The sequence below is a fragment of the Rhizocola hellebori genome (genome assembly GCF_016862955.1).
In the GTDB taxonomy this organism is placed as follows: domain Bacteria; phylum Actinomycetota; class Actinomycetes; order Mycobacteriales; family Micromonosporaceae; genus Rhizocola; species Rhizocola hellebori.
Window position 1 is genome coordinate 1 of sequence record NZ_BONY01000081.1, and the last position, 15630, is coordinate 15630.

Annotated in this window: 12 protein-coding genes and 1 pseudogene; all 13 read right to left on the reverse strand. The window is 65.9% G+C overall.

All coding sequences use genetic code 11. The features are described from left to right. Positions 1–150: 150 nt before the first annotated feature. Positions 151–936 (reverse strand): IclR family transcriptional regulator, encoded by a 786-nt coding sequence (locus Rhe02_RS39850; protein ID WP_203913689.1) that lies wholly within the window; start codon positions 934–936, stop codon positions 151–153. 96 nt (positions 937–1032) lie between these two features. Further along, complete coding sequence (locus Rhe02_RS39855) at positions 1033–2040, reverse strand: polyprenyl synthetase family protein (RefSeq protein WP_239124352.1); 1008 nt, start codon at positions 2038–2040, stop codon at positions 1033–1035. Positions 2041–2050: 10 nt separating this feature from the next. Next, on the reverse strand, positions 2051–3595 hold the full coding sequence (gene nuoN / locus Rhe02_RS39860; protein WP_203913691.1) for an NADH-quinone oxidoreductase subunit NuoN: 1545 nt from the start codon (positions 3593–3595) through the stop codon (positions 2051–2053). A 3-nt stretch (positions 3596–3598) separates the two neighbouring features. Then, positions 3599–5110: an NADH-quinone oxidoreductase subunit M gene (locus Rhe02_RS39865; RefSeq protein WP_203913692.1), complete on the reverse strand. Its 1512-nt coding sequence runs from the start codon at positions 5108–5110 to the stop codon at positions 3599–3601. Continuing rightward, positions 5107–6984 carry an NADH-quinone oxidoreductase subunit L gene (gene nuoL, locus Rhe02_RS39870; protein WP_203913693.1) on the reverse strand — a complete coding sequence of 626 codons (1878 nt, stop codon included), beginning with the start codon at positions 6982–6984 and terminating at the stop codon, positions 5107–5109. Before nuoL ends, Rhe02_RS39865 begins: the two co-directional genes overlap by 4 nt. Before the next feature lie 7 nt (positions 6985–6991). Next, positions 6992–7291, reverse strand: coding sequence for an NADH-quinone oxidoreductase subunit NuoK (gene nuoK, locus Rhe02_RS39875; RefSeq protein ID WP_203913694.1), 300 nt, complete (start codon positions 7289–7291; stop codon positions 6992–6994). Beyond that, on the reverse strand, positions 7288–8046 hold the full coding sequence (locus Rhe02_RS39880; protein WP_203913695.1) for an NADH-quinone oxidoreductase subunit J: 759 nt from the start codon (positions 8044–8046) through the stop codon (positions 7288–7290). Before Rhe02_RS39880 ends, nuoK begins: the two co-directional genes overlap by 4 nt. Beyond that, complete coding sequence (nuoI, locus tag Rhe02_RS39885; RefSeq protein ID WP_203913696.1) at positions 8043–8573, reverse strand: NADH-quinone oxidoreductase subunit NuoI; 531 nt, start codon at positions 8571–8573, stop codon at positions 8043–8045. The genes Rhe02_RS39880 and nuoI overlap by 4 nt, the downstream gene beginning before the upstream one ends. Positions 8574–8576: 3 nt before the next feature. Further along, on the reverse strand, positions 8577–9884 hold the full coding sequence (gene nuoH / locus Rhe02_RS39890) for an NADH-quinone oxidoreductase subunit NuoH (protein WP_203913697.1): 1308 nt from the start codon (positions 9882–9884) through the stop codon (positions 8577–8579). Beyond that, complete coding sequence (locus tag Rhe02_RS39895; protein WP_203913698.1) at positions 9881–12295, reverse strand: NADH-quinone oxidoreductase subunit G; 2415 nt, start codon at positions 12293–12295, stop codon at positions 9881–9883. Before Rhe02_RS39895 ends, nuoH begins: the two co-directional genes overlap by 4 nt. Continuing rightward, positions 12295–13596 carry an NADH-quinone oxidoreductase subunit NuoF gene (gene nuoF, locus Rhe02_RS39900; protein ID WP_203913699.1) on the reverse strand — a complete coding sequence of 434 codons (1302 nt, stop codon included), beginning with the start codon at positions 13594–13596 and terminating at the stop codon, positions 12295–12297. Before nuoF ends, Rhe02_RS39895 begins: the two co-directional genes overlap by 1 nt. Before the next feature lie 14 nt (positions 13597–13610). Continuing rightward, positions 13611–14285, reverse strand: a pseudogene (gene nuoE / locus Rhe02_RS39905) (NADH-quinone oxidoreductase subunit NuoE); the annotation flags it as partial. Next, a complete protein-coding gene (locus Rhe02_RS39910) occupies positions 14282–15598 on the reverse strand; it encodes an NADH-quinone oxidoreductase subunit D (protein ID WP_203913701.1) in 1317 nt (438 codons plus the stop codon). The gene Rhe02_RS39910 and the pseudogene nuoE, both read right to left, overlap by 4 nt. Positions 15599–15630 lie beyond the last annotated feature (32 nt).

Here is a 15630-nt window from a genome sequence, read left to right on the forward strand (position 1 = left end):
GACCGGCGCCACCAAGGGAGAACTCCAAGGCGGGCGGGAGCTGACGGCGACCTACCACGACGGACCGGCGCCACCAAGGGAGAACTCCAAGGCGGGCGGGAGCTGACGGCGGGGGACCACGACGGAGCGGCGCAAAAAAGGAATTGTGGTTTAACCGGGCGCGTTGGCTAGTGCCTTGGCCAAGCCTTGCGCGGTTTGGCTGAGCTGGCTGCGCAGTTGCGGGGCCTGTTTCATGAGATCGGCAGCAGGCAGGGCGAGTGCCACCACATAGCGCTGGTGCAGCTCGCCGGTGCCGATCACGCTGACGCCGGCGCAGGCCACCCCGGGCTTGAACTGTCCAATTTCGACCTGCATGCCGCGGCGCAGGCCGGCCGCGATGTCGGCTTCGAGGGCGCTCGGCGAGCGCAGGGTGGCCTGGGTGAAGGCCCGCATCCCCTGCTCTTTGAGGTAATTGATCCGTTGCCGCGACTCCAGCGTGGCCAGCAGGGTCTTGCCGAGCGCGGTCGCGTGGGCGCCGTCGTCGAACCCGGGAACCAGGTCTTCGAGGTAGGGAGACCGTGGCCCCTCGGCGGCGGCGGTGATGGCCACCCGGCCGCTGACAAACGTTGCCATGTAATGGCTGTAGCCGGTCTCGACGGCCGCTGCCCGCAACACCTCGCCCACCTCGGCGGGCCCGCGCATCGCGACGACCAGCTCCCGGAAGCGGTCGGCCACGGCCAACCCGAGCATGTAACCGCCGTCCTCACGCCGCAGCACGTAGCCGGTGTGAGCCAAGGTGCGAAGCATGCGGTAGGCGGCGGCGACGGTGATGTCGCAGCGCCGGGCGATCTGCTTGGTGGTCAACCCGGTGGGCGACTCGCCGACCACCTCCAGCACCTTCAGTGCCCGCGCCACGCTGCCGACGAGGTCCGAAGGCGGAACAGCGGATTCCCTCACTCAGCACCTCCCGCGCATGGTCGTCCTTTACCATATGCAAGGTGCACGCATGAGTGAAGGGGCAGAACAGTTGCTGAGGACCGGCAGAAAGAACTGTCAGCTGGTCCGATCAGCGACCACGTCGCACAGGGACTCGAGCGCGGCACGGGCCGGTATCTGCGGCAGACCCACCAGTTGACGGCGTGCCTGCTCGGCGTAACCGCGGACGGTTTCGCGCGCCTTCTTGAGCGCCGCGCTCTCCCTTAGCAGCTCAAGCGCCTCAGCGTGCAGGTCGTCATCGGTCACCGGACCATCGGCGAGGATCTGGCGCAACCGGGTCGCGGCCGGGTCACTGTCCGAACTGGACAGTGCGTAGAGCACGGGCAGGGTGGCCACGCCCTCCCGCAGATCAGTCCCGGGGGTCTTTCCAGAATCGGCCGAATCGCTGGAGATATCCAGCAGATCATCGGAAAGCTGGAAGGCTAACCCGAGCGTCTCGGCGAAGGAAGCGACCGCCTCCGTGGTCTCTGTCGAAACGCCGGAGAACATGCCACCGAACCGGGCACAGGTGGCAAACAGCGAACCGGTCTTGTCGGCGAGCACGCGGAGGTGATGCTGCACCGGGTCGGCGTCGCGCGGGCCGACCGTCTCGGCGATCTGCCCCTGTACCAAACGGGCGAAGGTCTGCGCCTGAATGCGCACCGCATCCGGCCCGAGCCCGGCCGCAAGCTCGGCGGCACGGGCGAACAGGTAGTCACCGACCAGGATGGCCAAGGAGTTGCCCCAGCGCGCGTTGGCACTTGGCGCGCTGCGGCGCACCAGAGCCTCGTCCATCACATCGTCGTGGTAGAGCGTGGCGAGGTGGGTCAGCTCCAGCACCGTGGCCGCGTCGATCAGCTCATGGGCGGTGGGATCGCCGAAATTGGCGGTCACCGCAACCAGGATCGGCCGGAAACGCTTGCCCCCGGCCTGAAGCAGATGCTGTGAGGCCTCGGTGACATAGGGATCCGCGGTGGTGGCCGCCTCGTACAAGCGCTGCTCCACGGCGGCCAAAAGGGCCGCCACCGATGCCTCCAGGGCCGGATCGGCGAACGAAAGTCCGGCTCGCGAAGCGGGAGCATTCACGCCGTTCACACTACCTAACAAAAGAACTCGCCTTCTCAGCCAGGTCCAGCAACGGCCCGGGCACCACGCCGAACACCAGGGTGGCCAGGGTGCCTATGCCCAGCGCTGTGCTGGTCAGACCGCCCGGAATGGACACGCTTGGAGTCGACTCGCCCGGCTCGGAGAGCCACATCATCACCACCACCCGAAGGTAGGGGAAGGCGAGGATGATGCTGGTGATCACACCGATAATGACCAACCAGGTCTGCCCGCCGTCGATCGCCGCGCCGAAGACGCTCAGTTTTGCAATAAAACCACTGGTCAACGGGATGCCGGCGAAGGCGAGCAGGATGAAGGTGAAGATCCCGGCGTAGAGCGGGGAGCGCGCGCCGAGACCGGCCCAGCGCGACAGGTGAGTTGCCTCACCGTCCGCGTCGCGTACCAGGCTGATCAGAGCAAACGCGGCGATCACCGTGAAGCCGTAGGCGACGAGATAGAACAGCACGCTGGTGAGGCCGAGCTGCTGACCGGCGATCACACCGATGAGGATGTACCCGGCATTGGCCACCGACGAGTAGGCGAGCAGCCGCTTGAGGTCGGTCTGGGTGACCGCCAGGATCGAGCCGACCAGCACCGTCAGCGCGGCGATCGCCCCGAGCACCGGCGTGAACTGCCAGCCGAGTCCGTCGAAGCCCACGTAGAGCACGCGCAGCAGACCACCGAAGGCGGCCACCTTGGTGCACGACGCCATGAAGGCGGTCACCGGGGTGGGGGCGCCCTGGTACACGTCGGGGGTCCACACGTGGAACGGGGCGGCCGCAACCTTGAACAGCAGTCCGATCGCGAGCAGCGCCAGCCCGATGATGAGCAGGAGGCTGTTGCCCTCGCCCAGCAGGGCCTCGGCATGGATGGCTTTGAAGTCGACGGCCTTGGCGAAGCCGTAAACCATCGCGACGCCGAACAGGAAGAACGCGGACGCGTAGGCGCCGAGCAGGAAGTACTTGAGCGCCGACTCCTGTGACAGCAGGCGCTTGCGCCGGGCCAGCGCGCAAAGCAGGTAGAGCGGCAGCGAGAAGACCTCGAGGGCGACAAACATGGTCAGCAGGTCGTTCGCGCTGACGAACAGCAGCATCCCGGAGAGGGAGAACAACGCCAGCGGAAAGGTTTCGGTCGAGCCGAGCTCGCGGCCGGTCTGCTCCCGGTCGCGTTCGGAGCCCACCGTCACCGCGGCCTGCGCCACAAACGGCCCGCCGAACTCCAGCGAACGCTCGCCGAACAGCAGCAGCGCCACAAACCCGAGCACGATCAGCGCGCCCTGCAGGAACAGCGCCGCGTGGTCAATCATGATCGCGCCGCCCGCGGTGAGCGCCTTCGACGCCACCACCTCGCCGGACTGCTTGACCACGAAGAACATCGCCACCGCCAGCGCGACGATGCTCAGCACCAGCTGGATTATGTTGCGGAACCTGCGCGGGACGAGGGCTTCGATAATCACGCCGAGGCACGCCGCCACGAACAGCGCCAGCATCGGCAGCAGCGCCACATAGTCCATGTCAGGAAGCTTGAGCTTGTCCATCGCCTATTTACCTGCCTCTACGACCTGAACTTCGGTGAGCGTCGCCTCGACCGCCGGGTTGATCACGTCGAGCACGGGTTTGGGATAGAAGCCCAATGCCAGCAGCAGCACGATGAGCGGGGCCACCACCACCATCTCGCGCTTGGAGATGTCCCGGGACATTCCGTCCACAGTGGACAGTGTGGGATTGAGCGTGCCCTGGGTGGTCCGCTGGATCATCCACAGCACGTAGCAGGCCGCCAGGATGATGCCAACCGTGGCGATCACCGCCACCGTCTGGTTGACCGTGAAAACGCCAAGCAGCACAAGGAATTCGCTGACGAACGGGGCGAGGCCCGGCAGCGCCAGCGACGCCATGCCCGCGAAGAAGAACACCCCGGCCAGGAGCGGTACCAGCTTGCCCGCGCCACCGAAGTCGGTGACCAGGGTGCTTCCCCGGCGTACCACGAACATGCCCACCACGAGGAAGAGCAGGCCCGTGGCCAGACCGTGGTTCACCATGTACAGCACCGCGCCGCTGCCCGCCTGAAGGGTGAAGGCGAAGATGCCGATGCCGATGAAGCCGAAGTGGGCAATCGAGGTGTAGCTGATGAGGCGCTTCAAATCGTTCTGCCCCACCGCAAGCAACGCCGCGTAGATGATGCCGACCAGCGACAGCGCGATGGCCAACGGCGCGAAGTAACGCGACGCATCCGGGAACAGCGAAAGACAGTAGCGCAGGATGCCGAAGGTACCGACCTTGTCCATCACGCCGACCAGAAGCGCGGCGGCGCCGGCCGGAGCCGCGCCACCCGCGTCGGGAAGCCAGGTGTGGAACGGGAAGAACGGCGCCTTGATGGCAAAGGCGAGGAAGAAGCCTAAGAACAGCCAGCGCTCCACGCCGGTGGACATATCTGCGTTCACCAGCGACGCCCACTCGAAGGTCTTGCCGCCCACCACCCAGAGGCCGATCACAGCGGCCAGCATGATCAGACCGCCGACCAATGAGTAGAGGAAGAACTTGACCGCGGCGTATTGCCGTTGCTTGGTCGGCACATCCTGGCCGAACGAGCCGATAAGGAAGTACATCGGCACGAGCATGACCTCGAAGAAGACGTAGAACAGCAACACGTCGGCGGCGGTGAAGGTGCCGATCATGGTGCCCTCAAGGGCGAGGATCAGCGCGAAGTAGGCCGGAACGCTGCGCTTGCCGCTGTTGTCGAGGTCCTTCCAGCTGGCCAGGACCACAATGGGCACAAGCAACGCGGTCAGCGCGATCATCACCAGCGAGATGCCGTCAACGGCGAAGGTGAATCTGGCGTCCCAGGCCGGAATCCAGGTGTAGGACTCCTGAAGCTGAAGGCGCGCCTTGCTGCCGGCGTCGAAGGCGAACCAGGTCGCCACCGCCAGCCCGAACACCACCAGCGAGAACGCGAGCGTCAGCAGCTTGGCCAGCTCAGGCTTGGAACGCGGCACGAAGGCCACGACCAGTGCTCCGATCAGGGGCACAACGGTGATAAGCGAAAGGTATTTCATCCGAGCCTCACTGCCAGAAGAGCGCCGAGCACCAGCACGCCGCCCAAGAGCATGGAAAGGGCATAGGAGCGCACGAAACCGGTCTGCAGCCGGCGCATCCGGCCAGAGCCGCCGCCGACCAGGGCCGCGAGCCCGTTGACCACACCGTCGACGCCCTTGTTGTCCACATAGACCAGAGCCCGCGTCAGCCAGCGGCCGGGCTTTTCGAAGACCACCTCGTTGAAGGCGTCCGTGTACAGGTTGTTGCGCGCGGCGGTGACGACGACCCCGGCCGGTTCCGGCTCAAGGGCGGTACCGCGTCCGAAGATCGCCCAGGCGAGACCCGCGCCGAGCACCGCGAACGCCACACCCAGCACACTGATCAGCCAGTGCGGCATGACCGGCTCGTACTCCGGCACGTTCTCCACGCCGGCGAAGACCGGGTTCAGCCAGTCGACGACGCTGGTGTGCATCAGGTACCCGGCGACGACCGAGCCGATGGCGAGGAACACCAACGGAATCCACATCACCGGCGGCGACTCGTGCGGGTGCTGCCCCTCGGTCCAGCGCTTCGGGCCGTGGAAGGTGAGCACGAAGAGGCGCGTCATGTAGAAGGCGGTCAGCAGCGCGCCGAGCAAGGCCGCCCAGCCGAACAGCCACGACGTCCAGTCGCCGCGCTCGAAAGCGGCCGCGATGATCGGCTCCTTGGTGAAGTAGCCGCTCAGCGGCGGAATGCCGATGATCGCCAGCCAGCCCATCATGAACGTGAGCCAGGTGATCTTCATGTACTTCGACAGCGCGCCAAACCGGCGGATGTCCACCTGATCCTTCATGCCGTGCATGACCGAGCCGGCCCCGAGGAACATGTTGGCCTTGAAGAAGCCGTGCGCCAGCAGGTGGATGATGGCCAGCGCGTAGGCGCCGCCCCCCAGCCCGACGCCCAGGAACATGTAACCGATCTGGGAAACCGTGGACCAGGCCAGTACCCGCTTGATGTCGTCCTTGGCGCAGCCGATGATGCAGCCCAGCAACAGGGTGATGGTGCCGACGCTGACGACGATCAGCTGCAGCGTGGTGTTGGCCGAGAACACCGGGTTGGACCGGGCGATCACATAGACGCCGGCGGTCACCATCGTTGCCGCATGGATCAGAGCCGAGACCGGGGTCGGGCCCTCCATCGCGTCGGGCAACCAGGCCTGAAGCGGGAACTGGCCGGACTTGCCGCAGGCGCCCAGCAGCAACAGCAACCCGAGGATCAGCATGGTGTTGGCGCTGAGCGAACCCACCCGCTCGAAGACCTGACCGTAGTTCACGGTGTTCAGGTAGGCGAACATGAGGAAGATCGCCAAAATAAAACCGGCGTCGCCGACCCGGTTCATGATGAAGGCCTTCTTACCGGCCGTGGCGGCCGATGGCCGGGTGTACCAGAACGAGATCAGCAGGTAGGAGGCGAGACCCACGCCCTCCCAGCCGAGGTAGAGCATCACGTAGTTGTTGCCCAGTACCAGAAGCAGCATCGCCGTGATGAAGAGGTTGAAGTAGCCGAAGAAGGTGACCCGGCGCTCGTCGTGGGCCATGTAGCCCACCGCGTAAAGGTGGATCAGCGAGCCGACGCCGGTGATGAGCAGGACGAAGACCGCGGTCAGCGGGTCGAACATCAGCCCGAACGAGACCTGCAGATCGCCGACGGGGATGAAGCTCCACAGGTTCTGCTCGGTCACGCGCGGGTTGAGGTCGCGCAACTGGAAGAACATGATCAGGCCGAGCACGAACGAGATCGCGGGGGCGATCACGCCAAGCCACGGCCCCCACTTGAGCGCCCGCTTGCCGGAAAGCAACAGGATGGTCGCGCTGGCCGCCGGAATAGCGAAGAGCAGCCACAGATTAGAAAGCATGTCGTCCTCAGTACTTCAGCAGGTTCGCGTCATCGACGCTGGCAGAGCGCCGAGTCCGGAAGATCAACATGATGATGGCCAGTCCGATCACGACCTCGGCTGCGGCGACGACCATGACGAAGAAAGCCATGATCTGCCCATCGAGAGTGCCGTTGATCCGGCTGAAGGTGACCAGCGCCAGGTTGGCCGCGTTGAGCATCAGCTCGATGCACATGAAAAGCACGATGGCGTTGCGCCGGATCAGCACCCCGACCGCCCCGACGCTGAACAGGATCGCCGACAAAACGATGTACCACATTGGCGTCATGACTGGTGTCCCCCGGTGAGGGTGTGCTTGTCGGCCTTCTCCGCCGGCTCAAGCTCGCGTAGCGGCAGGATCGGGGAGATGCTGCGCTGGGCCGGATTTCCGTCGGGCAGCTTCGCCGGCGTGGCCACCGAGTTGGAGGTGGCGTAGACGCCGGGACCCGGCTTCGGACCCGGGTAGTTGCCCGGCAGGAAGCGCTCTTTCATCATCGCCGCCTGACCGATGCGCTCGTCCTTGCGCCGCTCCACGTGCGCCAGGATCATCGCGCCCACCGCCGCCGAGATCAGCAATGCGCTGGTCACTTCGAAGGCCCAGACGTACTTGGTGAAAATCAGGCTGGCCAGCCCCTGCACGTTGCCGTTCTTGTTGGCTTCCGCCAGCCCGACCGGGGTCAGGTCGACCGTCCCGCGGTAAAGCCCGGTGCCCAGCAGGACCCCGAGGCCGACGCCGAGCGCGATGGCGGCGACCTTCTGACCTCGCAACGTTTCGATCACCGAGTCGGAGGCGTCGCGGCCCACCAGCATCAGCACGAAGAGGAACAGCATCATGATGGCGCCGGTGTAGACGATGATCTGCACCATGCCGATGAACGGCCCGGCCTGCACGATGTAGAAGACACCGAGGCTGAGCATGGTCAGCACCAGCCAGAGTGCGGAGTGCACGGCGTTGCGGGCCATCACCATCCCCAGCGCGCCGATCACCGCGATCGGCGCGAGGATGTAGAAGACGACCTGCTCGCCCCACGATACGTCGATCATGAGCGCGTCTCCGCTCCAGCCGAGGTACCCGGGTTGGTCAGCGCTCCCAGGTAGTAGTCCTTGTCCGTGTCGCCCAGCCGCATCGGATGCGGCGGCTGCTCCATACCCGGCAGCAGCGGGGCGAGGAGCATTTCCTTGGTGAAGATGAGGTCCTTGCGGTTGTCGCGGGCCAGCTCGTACTCGTTGCTCATGGTCAGCGAGCGGGTCGGGCAAGCCTCGATGCACAGACCACAGAAGATGCAGCGCGCGTAGTTGATCTGATAAACGGACGCGTAGCGCTCACCCGGGGAGTAGCGGGCATCTTCGGTGTTGTCGCCACCCTCCACATAGATGGCGTCGGCCGGGCAGGCCCACGCGCACAGCTCGCAACCGATGCACTTCTCCAGCCCGTCGGGGTGACGGTTGAGGATGTGCCGGCCGTGGTAGCGCGGTTTGGTCGGGTCCGGCTTTTCCGGGTACTTCGTGGTGACCGTCTTTTTGAACATGTGCGAGAAGGTCACGCCGAAGCCCTTGACTGATTCAAGCATGGCTTACTGCACCGGCTCTCTGTCTGCAGTGATTCGCTTCGCCCGCGGGCTGACCGGGACCTGAAGGTCGATCGGTGGCAACGGGAAGCTGCCCTCCGGCCGCTGCGCGACCTCCTCCTCAAGGGGCAGCTTGGGAGCTGGTCTCTTCCTCGGCCACAACAGAATCGCGAGGAGGATCACCGCGAACCCGCCGATCCACAACCCGCGCTGCCAACCGGGCAGGTTCTCGTTGTTCATGGTCTTGAATCCGGCCAGCGCCAGAATCCAGATCAGGCTCGCCGGGATCAGCACCTTCCAGCCGAAGCGCATGAACTGGTCGTAGCGAAGCCGCGGCAGCGTTCCGCGCAGCCACACGAAGACGAACAGCAGGATCAGGAGCTTGATGGTGAACCACAGCAGCGGCCACCAGCCCTGGTTGACCCACGGGCCGAGCTGGGTGATCGGCCACGGCGCCCGCCAGCCGCCGAGGAACAGCGTGGTCGCCAGCGCGGAGACGGTCACCATGTTGATGTATTCGGCGAGGAAGAACAGTGCGAACTTCAGCGACGAGTACTCGGTGTGGAAACCACCGACCAGCTCGGACTCGGCCTCGGGAAGGTCGAACGGAGCTCGGTTGGTCTCACCCACGGCCGAGATCGCGTAGATGACGAAGCTGGGCAGGAGCAAAAGCACGTACCAGCCCGGGTACGTGAACTCGAAGCCGAACAGTTCCCCCTGGCCGCCCTTCGCCTGCGCGTTGACGATCTCGGAGGTGCTCATCGTGCCGGCCATCATGAAGACCGCCACGATGGACAGCCCCATCGCGACCTCGTACGAAATCATCTGCGCGCTGGACCGAAGCCCACCCAGCAGCGGGTAGGTCGAGCCGGAGGCCCAACCACTGAGCACGATGCCGTAGATACCCAGGCCCGAGCACGCCAGCACCAGCAGCACCGCCACCGGAATGTCGGTCAGCTGCAACGGCGTCTTCTGCCCGAAGATCGAGACGAAGGGCCCGAACGGGATGATGGCGAAGGCGGTGAAGGCACAGACCGTGGAAATCACCGGCGCCAGGAAGAAGACCACCCTGTCCGCCTTGAGCGGCATGATGTCTTCCTTGAACGCCAGCTTCAGCCCATCGGCGAGCGATTGCAGCAGGCCGAACGGCCCGTGCCGGTTGGGTCCCGGGCGCACCTGCATCCGGGCCACCACCTTGCGCTCGTACCAGATGGTGAAAAGCGTCATCACCACAAGGAAGACGAAGACGCCAACCACCTTGAGCGCGACTATCCAGCCGTTGTCATGGCCGAAGTCGGCAAGAGTGGGATTCACGACTTACCTCCACTTACCGTGACCACCGTTGCGGGACCGAGGGTCCGGCGCAGGGTGGATCCGGGCGAGTTGGTGGGCAGCCAGACAACCTGGTCGGGCAGCTCGGTAATGAGGGCGGGCAAGGTGACCGCGCCCCGTTGGGTGCCGACCGTCACCGGGTCGCCGTCGGCTATTCCCAGCTCGGCGGCGCGAGCCTTGGACAGCCGCACCACGGGCGGGCGGGCCGTTCCGGCAAGGACCTCGTCGCCATCGGTCAGGCTGCCCAGATCGAGCAGCTGCGACCAGGTGGCCAGCAGCGCCTGCCCCTTGTCCAGCTCGACAGTGCCCGAGTCCGGGCTGGCGGTGGGCATGGCTGGACGCCCGGTCTGGCTCGCCGGAAGGCTGCTCAGCTCGCGGCGCACCGCGTGCACGTCAGCTGTACCAAGGGAAATCCCGAGCTGAGCCGCGATGGCGTCCAGCACCCGGGCATCCGGCAGGGTGGCACCCGTGTTCGGGGTGTCGAGGGCCTGATCGAAGGTACGCAGGCGGCCCTCCCAGTTGACGAACGAGCCGGCCTTCTCGGCCACCGCCGCCACCGGGAACACCACGTCGGCGCGCCGGGACACCGCGGACATCCGCAGCTCCAGGCTGATCAGGAAGTTCACGTTGTCGAGCGCCTGCTCGGCCAGCCGCGGGTCGGGCAGGTCGGCCGGGTCGACACCCGCCACCACCATCGCTCCGAGCTTGCCCTTGGCCGCCGCCTCGATGATCCCGTCTGTGCTCAGGCCCACCGAGCCGGAGACGTGACCGGCCGGCACGCCCCACCATTCGGAAAGCTCAGCGCGCGCGGCGGCGTCTGCCACCGTGCGGCCACCGGGCAGCATGTTCGGCAGGCAGCCAGCGTCGACGGCACCCCGATCGCCTGCGCGCCTTGGGATCCAGGCCAGTCGTGCGCCGTTCGCGGAGGCGAGCGCGGCCACCCCGGACAACCCGCCCGGCACGGTGGCGAGGCGCTCCCCGACCAGGATCAGGGTGTCGCCGTCCACATCGGACAGCTCCGAGAACGCGTGCGGCTCGCGGCCCGGCATGGCCGTCACCAGCTTGGCGTGCAGCTTCTCCAGCCCGCGGCTCAGGTACGGCGCCACCGCGGTGATCCGCAGCCGGCGTCCGCGAACGGTCTTGCGCAGGCGCAGGAAGACGATCGGCGACTCCTCCTCCGGCTCGAACCCGACCAGCACCACGTGCTTGGCCCGGTCGATGTCGGCGTAGGTCACCCCGGTCTGGTACGCGGCGAGGAATTCCGCTTCCTCCTGCGACTGCGGCCGCGCCCGGAAGTCAATGTTGTTGGTATGCAAGACAACCCGGGCAAACTTGGCGTAGGCGTAGGCATCTTCGACGGTCAGCCGGCCACCGGTGAGCACTCCCACCCCGTAGGCGCCGTCGCGCGCTGCGCGCAGGCCCTCGGCCGCTTTCGCGAGCGCCTCAGTCCAGCTCGCCTTGCGAAGCTCGCCGTTCTCGCGGATCAGCGGAACGGTCAACCGGTCGAAAGCGGTGGCGTATTGGAACCCCCACCGGCCCTTGTCACAGTTCCACTCCTCGTTGACCTCCGGGTCCTCCCCGGCCAGCCGGCGCAGCACCTTGCCCCGGCGGTGATCGGTGCGCTGAGCGCAACCCGACGCGCAATGCTCACAGGTGCTGGGCGAGGACACCAGGTCGAAAGGCCTTGCCCGGAACCGGTATTGCGTTCCGGTGAGGGCGCCGACCGGGCAGATCTGCACCGTGTTGCCGGAGAAGTAGGAGTTGAACGGGACGTCGCCGTCGTCTCCGGGCTCGCCGCCGTAGACCTCGTCCCGGTACACGTTGATCTGCTCGGCGGAGGAGCGGTCCATCAGATCGATGAACTTGTCCCCGGCGATCTCGTCGGAGAAACGCGTGCACCGCTGGCACAGCACGCACCGCTCACGGTCGAGCAGCACCTGCGACGAAATGTTGATCGGCTTCTCGTACTCGCGCTTGTGCTCGTGGAACCGGGTCTCCGGGCGGCCCACCGCCATCGCCTGGTTCTGCAGCGGGCACTCGCCGCCCTTGTCACACATGGGGCAGTCGAGCGGGTGGTTGATCAGCAGCAGCTCCATGATGCCGGCCTGGGCCTTGGCGGCCACCGGCGACGAGAGCTGGGTCTTGACCACCATGCCGTCGGCGACCGTCTGGGTGCAGGAGGCCACCGGCTTGCGCTGACCCTCCACCTCGACCAGACACTGCCGGCACGCACCGGCCGGGGCCAGCAGCGGGTGATCGCAGAAGCGGGGAATCTCGATGCCCAACCGCTCCGCCGTGCGGATGACGAGCTCGCCCTTGGGCGCCTTCACTTCCACGCCGTCGATGGTGAGGGTGACCTCGTCGGTCCGCTTCTCGATATCGGAGGTCGTCATCAGTGCGCTCCCGCCAGGGCTTTAGCGCTCAGCATGGGTGCCTTCTTGCGCTCGATGTAGTCCAGGTAGTCCTGCTTGAAGTACTGCAGCGAAGAGGTCACCGGGCTGGTGGCTCCATCGCCGAGACCACAGAACGACCGGCCGAGAATGTTGTCGGCGGTGTCCAGCAGGGTGTCGAGATCCTCGTAGGTGCCTTCGCCGCTAAGGATTCGCCGGTACACCCGGACCATCCAGTAGTTGCCTTCACGGCACGGAGTGCACTTGCCGCACGACTCGTGGTGGTAGAACTCCAGCCACCGGTAGGTCGCGTAGACCGGGCAGTCCTGATCGGAGAAGATCTGCGTCGCCGTGGTGCCGAGGATGCTTCCCGCCGCGGCCACCGACTCGAAGTCGAGCGCGGTGTCGATGTGTTCGGCCGCCAGCAGAGGCGTCGAGGATCCGCCGGGGGTCCAGAACTTCAGCTGATGCCCGGCCTGCATCCCACCCGCCAGCTCGATCAGCTCGCGCAGCGTGATGCCCATCGAGCACTCGTACTGGCCGGGGTTGTTGATGCGCCCGCTCAGCGAGTAAATCATTGGGCCGCTTGACTTCTCGGTGCCCATCGACTTCCACCAGGCCGCGCCGCCGAGCACGATGTACGGGACGCTGGCGATGGTGCCGACGTTGTTCACCACGGTCGGGCTGGCGTAAAGGCCGTGCGTCGCCGGGAACGGCGGGCGCAGCCGGGGCTGGCCGCGGAAGCCCTCCAGCGAGTCGAGCAGAGCCGTTTCCTCGCCACAGATGTAGGCGCCCGCTCCGCTGTGCACCACCAGGTCGAGGTCGAAGCCGGTGCCCTGGATGTTCTTGCCGAGATAGCCCGCCTTGTAGGCCTCGGCCACCGCGCTGCGCAGCCGCCGCGCCGCGTGCACGGCCTCACCGCGGATGTAGATGTAGGCCCGATTCGCGCGGATGGCGTAGGAGGCGATGATGCAGCCTTCGACCAGCGAGTGCGGGTCGTGCGTCATCAAGGGCAGGTCTTTACAGGTACCGGGCTCGCCTTCGTCAGCGTTGACGACGAGATAGTGCGGCTTGCCGTCGTTTTGCGGGATGAACCCCCACTTGAGTCCGGTGGGGAAACCCGCGCCGCCACGGCCGCGCAGACCGGAATCCTTGATCAGGGCGATCAGGTCGTCTGGGTGGGACTTGAGCGCCTTGCGGGCAGCGGCGTAGCCGTCGAGCTGCTCGTAGACGTCGATGCGCCACGCGTCGGGTGACAGCCAGCGCTTCGTGAGCACCGGCGTCAGCTTCTCATAAACACTCATCGCTTACCTTCAGGAATGGGAGTGTTGATGTCGAAACCAGCCGGGCTGATTCCGTGCTTCTGGGCGAGCCGCAACCCGGCAAGGGTCGGCTCACCCGGCACCCCGTCGGCGACCGCACCCTCGCGTTCGTCGGCGAAACCGGCCAGCTGCAACGACATTTCCTTCAGCGTGCACAGCCGCGCGCCGCGACTCGGCTTGGGCCGGTCGCCGCGTTTCAAAGCCTCGGCCAGCTCCACGGCACTGTCGGGGGACACACCGTCGAAGAAGTCGTAGTTCACGGTGAGCACCGGGCCGTAGTCACACGCGGCCAAGCACTCCGCGTGCTCGAGGGTGATTTTCGCGTCTTCGGTGGTCTCGTCGTGCCCCACCCCGAGGTGCTCGCTGAGGGTGTCGTAAACCTGTTGCCCCCCAAGCACATTGCACATGGTGTTGGTGCAGACGCTGACCAGATAGTCACCGGTCGGGCGGCGCTTGTACATGGTGTAGAAGCTCGCCACCGCGGCCACGTTCGCCTTCTGCAGCCCCAGCTGCTCGGCGCAGAAGTCGATTCCGGCCGGAGACACGTAACCCTCGACCGACTGCACCAGGTGCAGCATCGGCAGCAGCGCCGAGCGCTCCTTGCCCTCCGGATAGCGCGCGACGATTTCCCTTGCGCGGTCCAGGATTTCCTGACTGAACTCGGTCGTCACCGGTCACACCCACCCATCACCGGATCGAGCGAAGCCCCACCCGCGATCACATCGGCCAGCAGGCCACCCTCGGCCATGGCCGGAATGGCTTGCAGGTTCACAAAACTCGGCTCTCGGTAGTGCACCCGGTAGGGCCGCGTGCCACCGTCGGAGACCGCGTGCACGCCCAGCTCGCCGCGCGGCGCCTCGATCTGCACATAGACCTGGCCCGCCGGCACCCGGAAGCCCTCGGTCACCAGCTTGAAGTGGTGGATCAGGGATTCCATCGACTGACCCATGATCTTCGCGATGTGCTCGAGCGAGTTGCCCAGACCGTCCACGCCCATGGCCAGCTGTGCCGGCCAGGCGATCTTCTTGTCCTCCACCATGATGGCGCCGGGGCGGAGGCGGTCGAGACACTGCTGAATGATTTTCAGCGACTCCCGCATCTCGTTGAGCCTTACCTGGTACCGGCCCCAGACATCCGCGTCGTCGGACGTCGGCACGTCGAACTGGTAGGTCTCGTAGCCGCAGTAGGGCATCGTCTTGCGCAGGTCCCAGCCCAGCCCGGCGCTGCGCAGCACCGGCCCGGTGATGCCGAGCGCCAGGCAGCCGGTCACATCGAGAACGGCAACGCCCTTGGTGCGCGCCAGCCAGATCGGCTGACCGGAGAGCAGGTCCTCGTATTCGTTGAGCCGCTTGGGCATGAAGCCGAGGAATTCTTTGATCTTCTTGATGGCCTCGGCCGGAACGTCCTGCGCCACACCGCCCGGACGCACGTAGGCCATGTTCATCCGCAGGCCGGTAATCATCTCGAAGATGTCGAGGATGAACTCGCGCTCACGGAAGCCGTAAATCATCATGGACAGCGCGCCGAGCTCCATACCCGTGGTGGCAAGCCACACCAGGTGCGAGGAGATCCGGTTGAGCTCCATCATCATGACGCGGATGGTGGTGGCCCGATCGGGGATCTGCTCCACGATGCCGAGCAGCTTCTCCACCGCGAGGCTGTAACCGGTCTCGTTGAAAATCGGCGCCAGATAGTCCATGCGGGTGACGAAGGTGCTGCCCTGGGTCCAGTTGCGGTATTCGAGGTTCTTCTCGATTCCGGTGTGCAGGTAGCCCACGACGAGCCGGCAGTCGGTGACGGTCTCGCCTTCCAGCTCCAGCACCAGTCGCAGCACGCCATGGGTCGACGGGTGCTGCGGTCCCATGTTGACGACGATCCGCTCGTCGTGGACCGGATCGTGTGCGCCGACGACATCGGCCCAGTCGCCACCGGTGACGGTGAAGACCCGACCCTCGGTCGTCTCGCGTTCTGGTGCGTAACTCATGAGCACGCCTCCCTTCGGTCGCCGAAAAGACT

Bases quoted from the DNA above. Each gene is read 5' to 3' on its own strand.
- nuoN (WP_203913691.1), bottom strand. From the start codon at position 3,595: ATGGACAAGCTCAAGCTTCCTGACATGGACTATGTGGCGCTGCTGCCG.
- Rhe02_RS39865 (WP_203913692.1), bottom strand. From the start codon at position 5,110: ATGAAATACCTTTCGCTTATCACCGTTGTGCCCCTGATCGGAGCACTG.
- nuoL (WP_203913693.1), bottom strand. From the start codon at position 6,984: ATGCTTTCTAATCTGTGGCTGCTCTTCGCTATTCCGGCGGCCAGCGCG.
- nuoK (WP_203913694.1), bottom strand. From the start codon at position 7,291: ATGACGCCAATGTGGTACATCGTTTTGTCGGCGATCCTGTTCAGCGTC.
- Rhe02_RS39880 (WP_203913695.1), bottom strand. From the start codon at position 8,046: ATGATCGACGTATCGTGGGGCGAGCAGGTCGTCTTCTACATCCTCGCG.
- nuoI (WP_203913696.1), bottom strand. From the start codon at position 8,573: ATGCTTGAATCAGTCAAGGGCTTCGGCGTGACCTTCTCGCACATGTTC.
- Rhe02_RS39895 (WP_203913698.1), bottom strand. From the start codon at position 12,295: ATGACGACCTCCGATATCGAGAAGCGGACCGACGAGGTCACCCTCACC.
- nuoF (WP_203913699.1), bottom strand. From the start codon at position 13,596: ATGAGTGTTTATGAGAAGCTGACGCCGGTGCTCACGAAGCGCTGGCTG.
- Rhe02_RS39910 (WP_203913701.1), bottom strand. From the start codon at position 15,598: ATGAGTTACGCACCAGAACGCGAGACGACCGAGGGTCGGGTCTTCACC.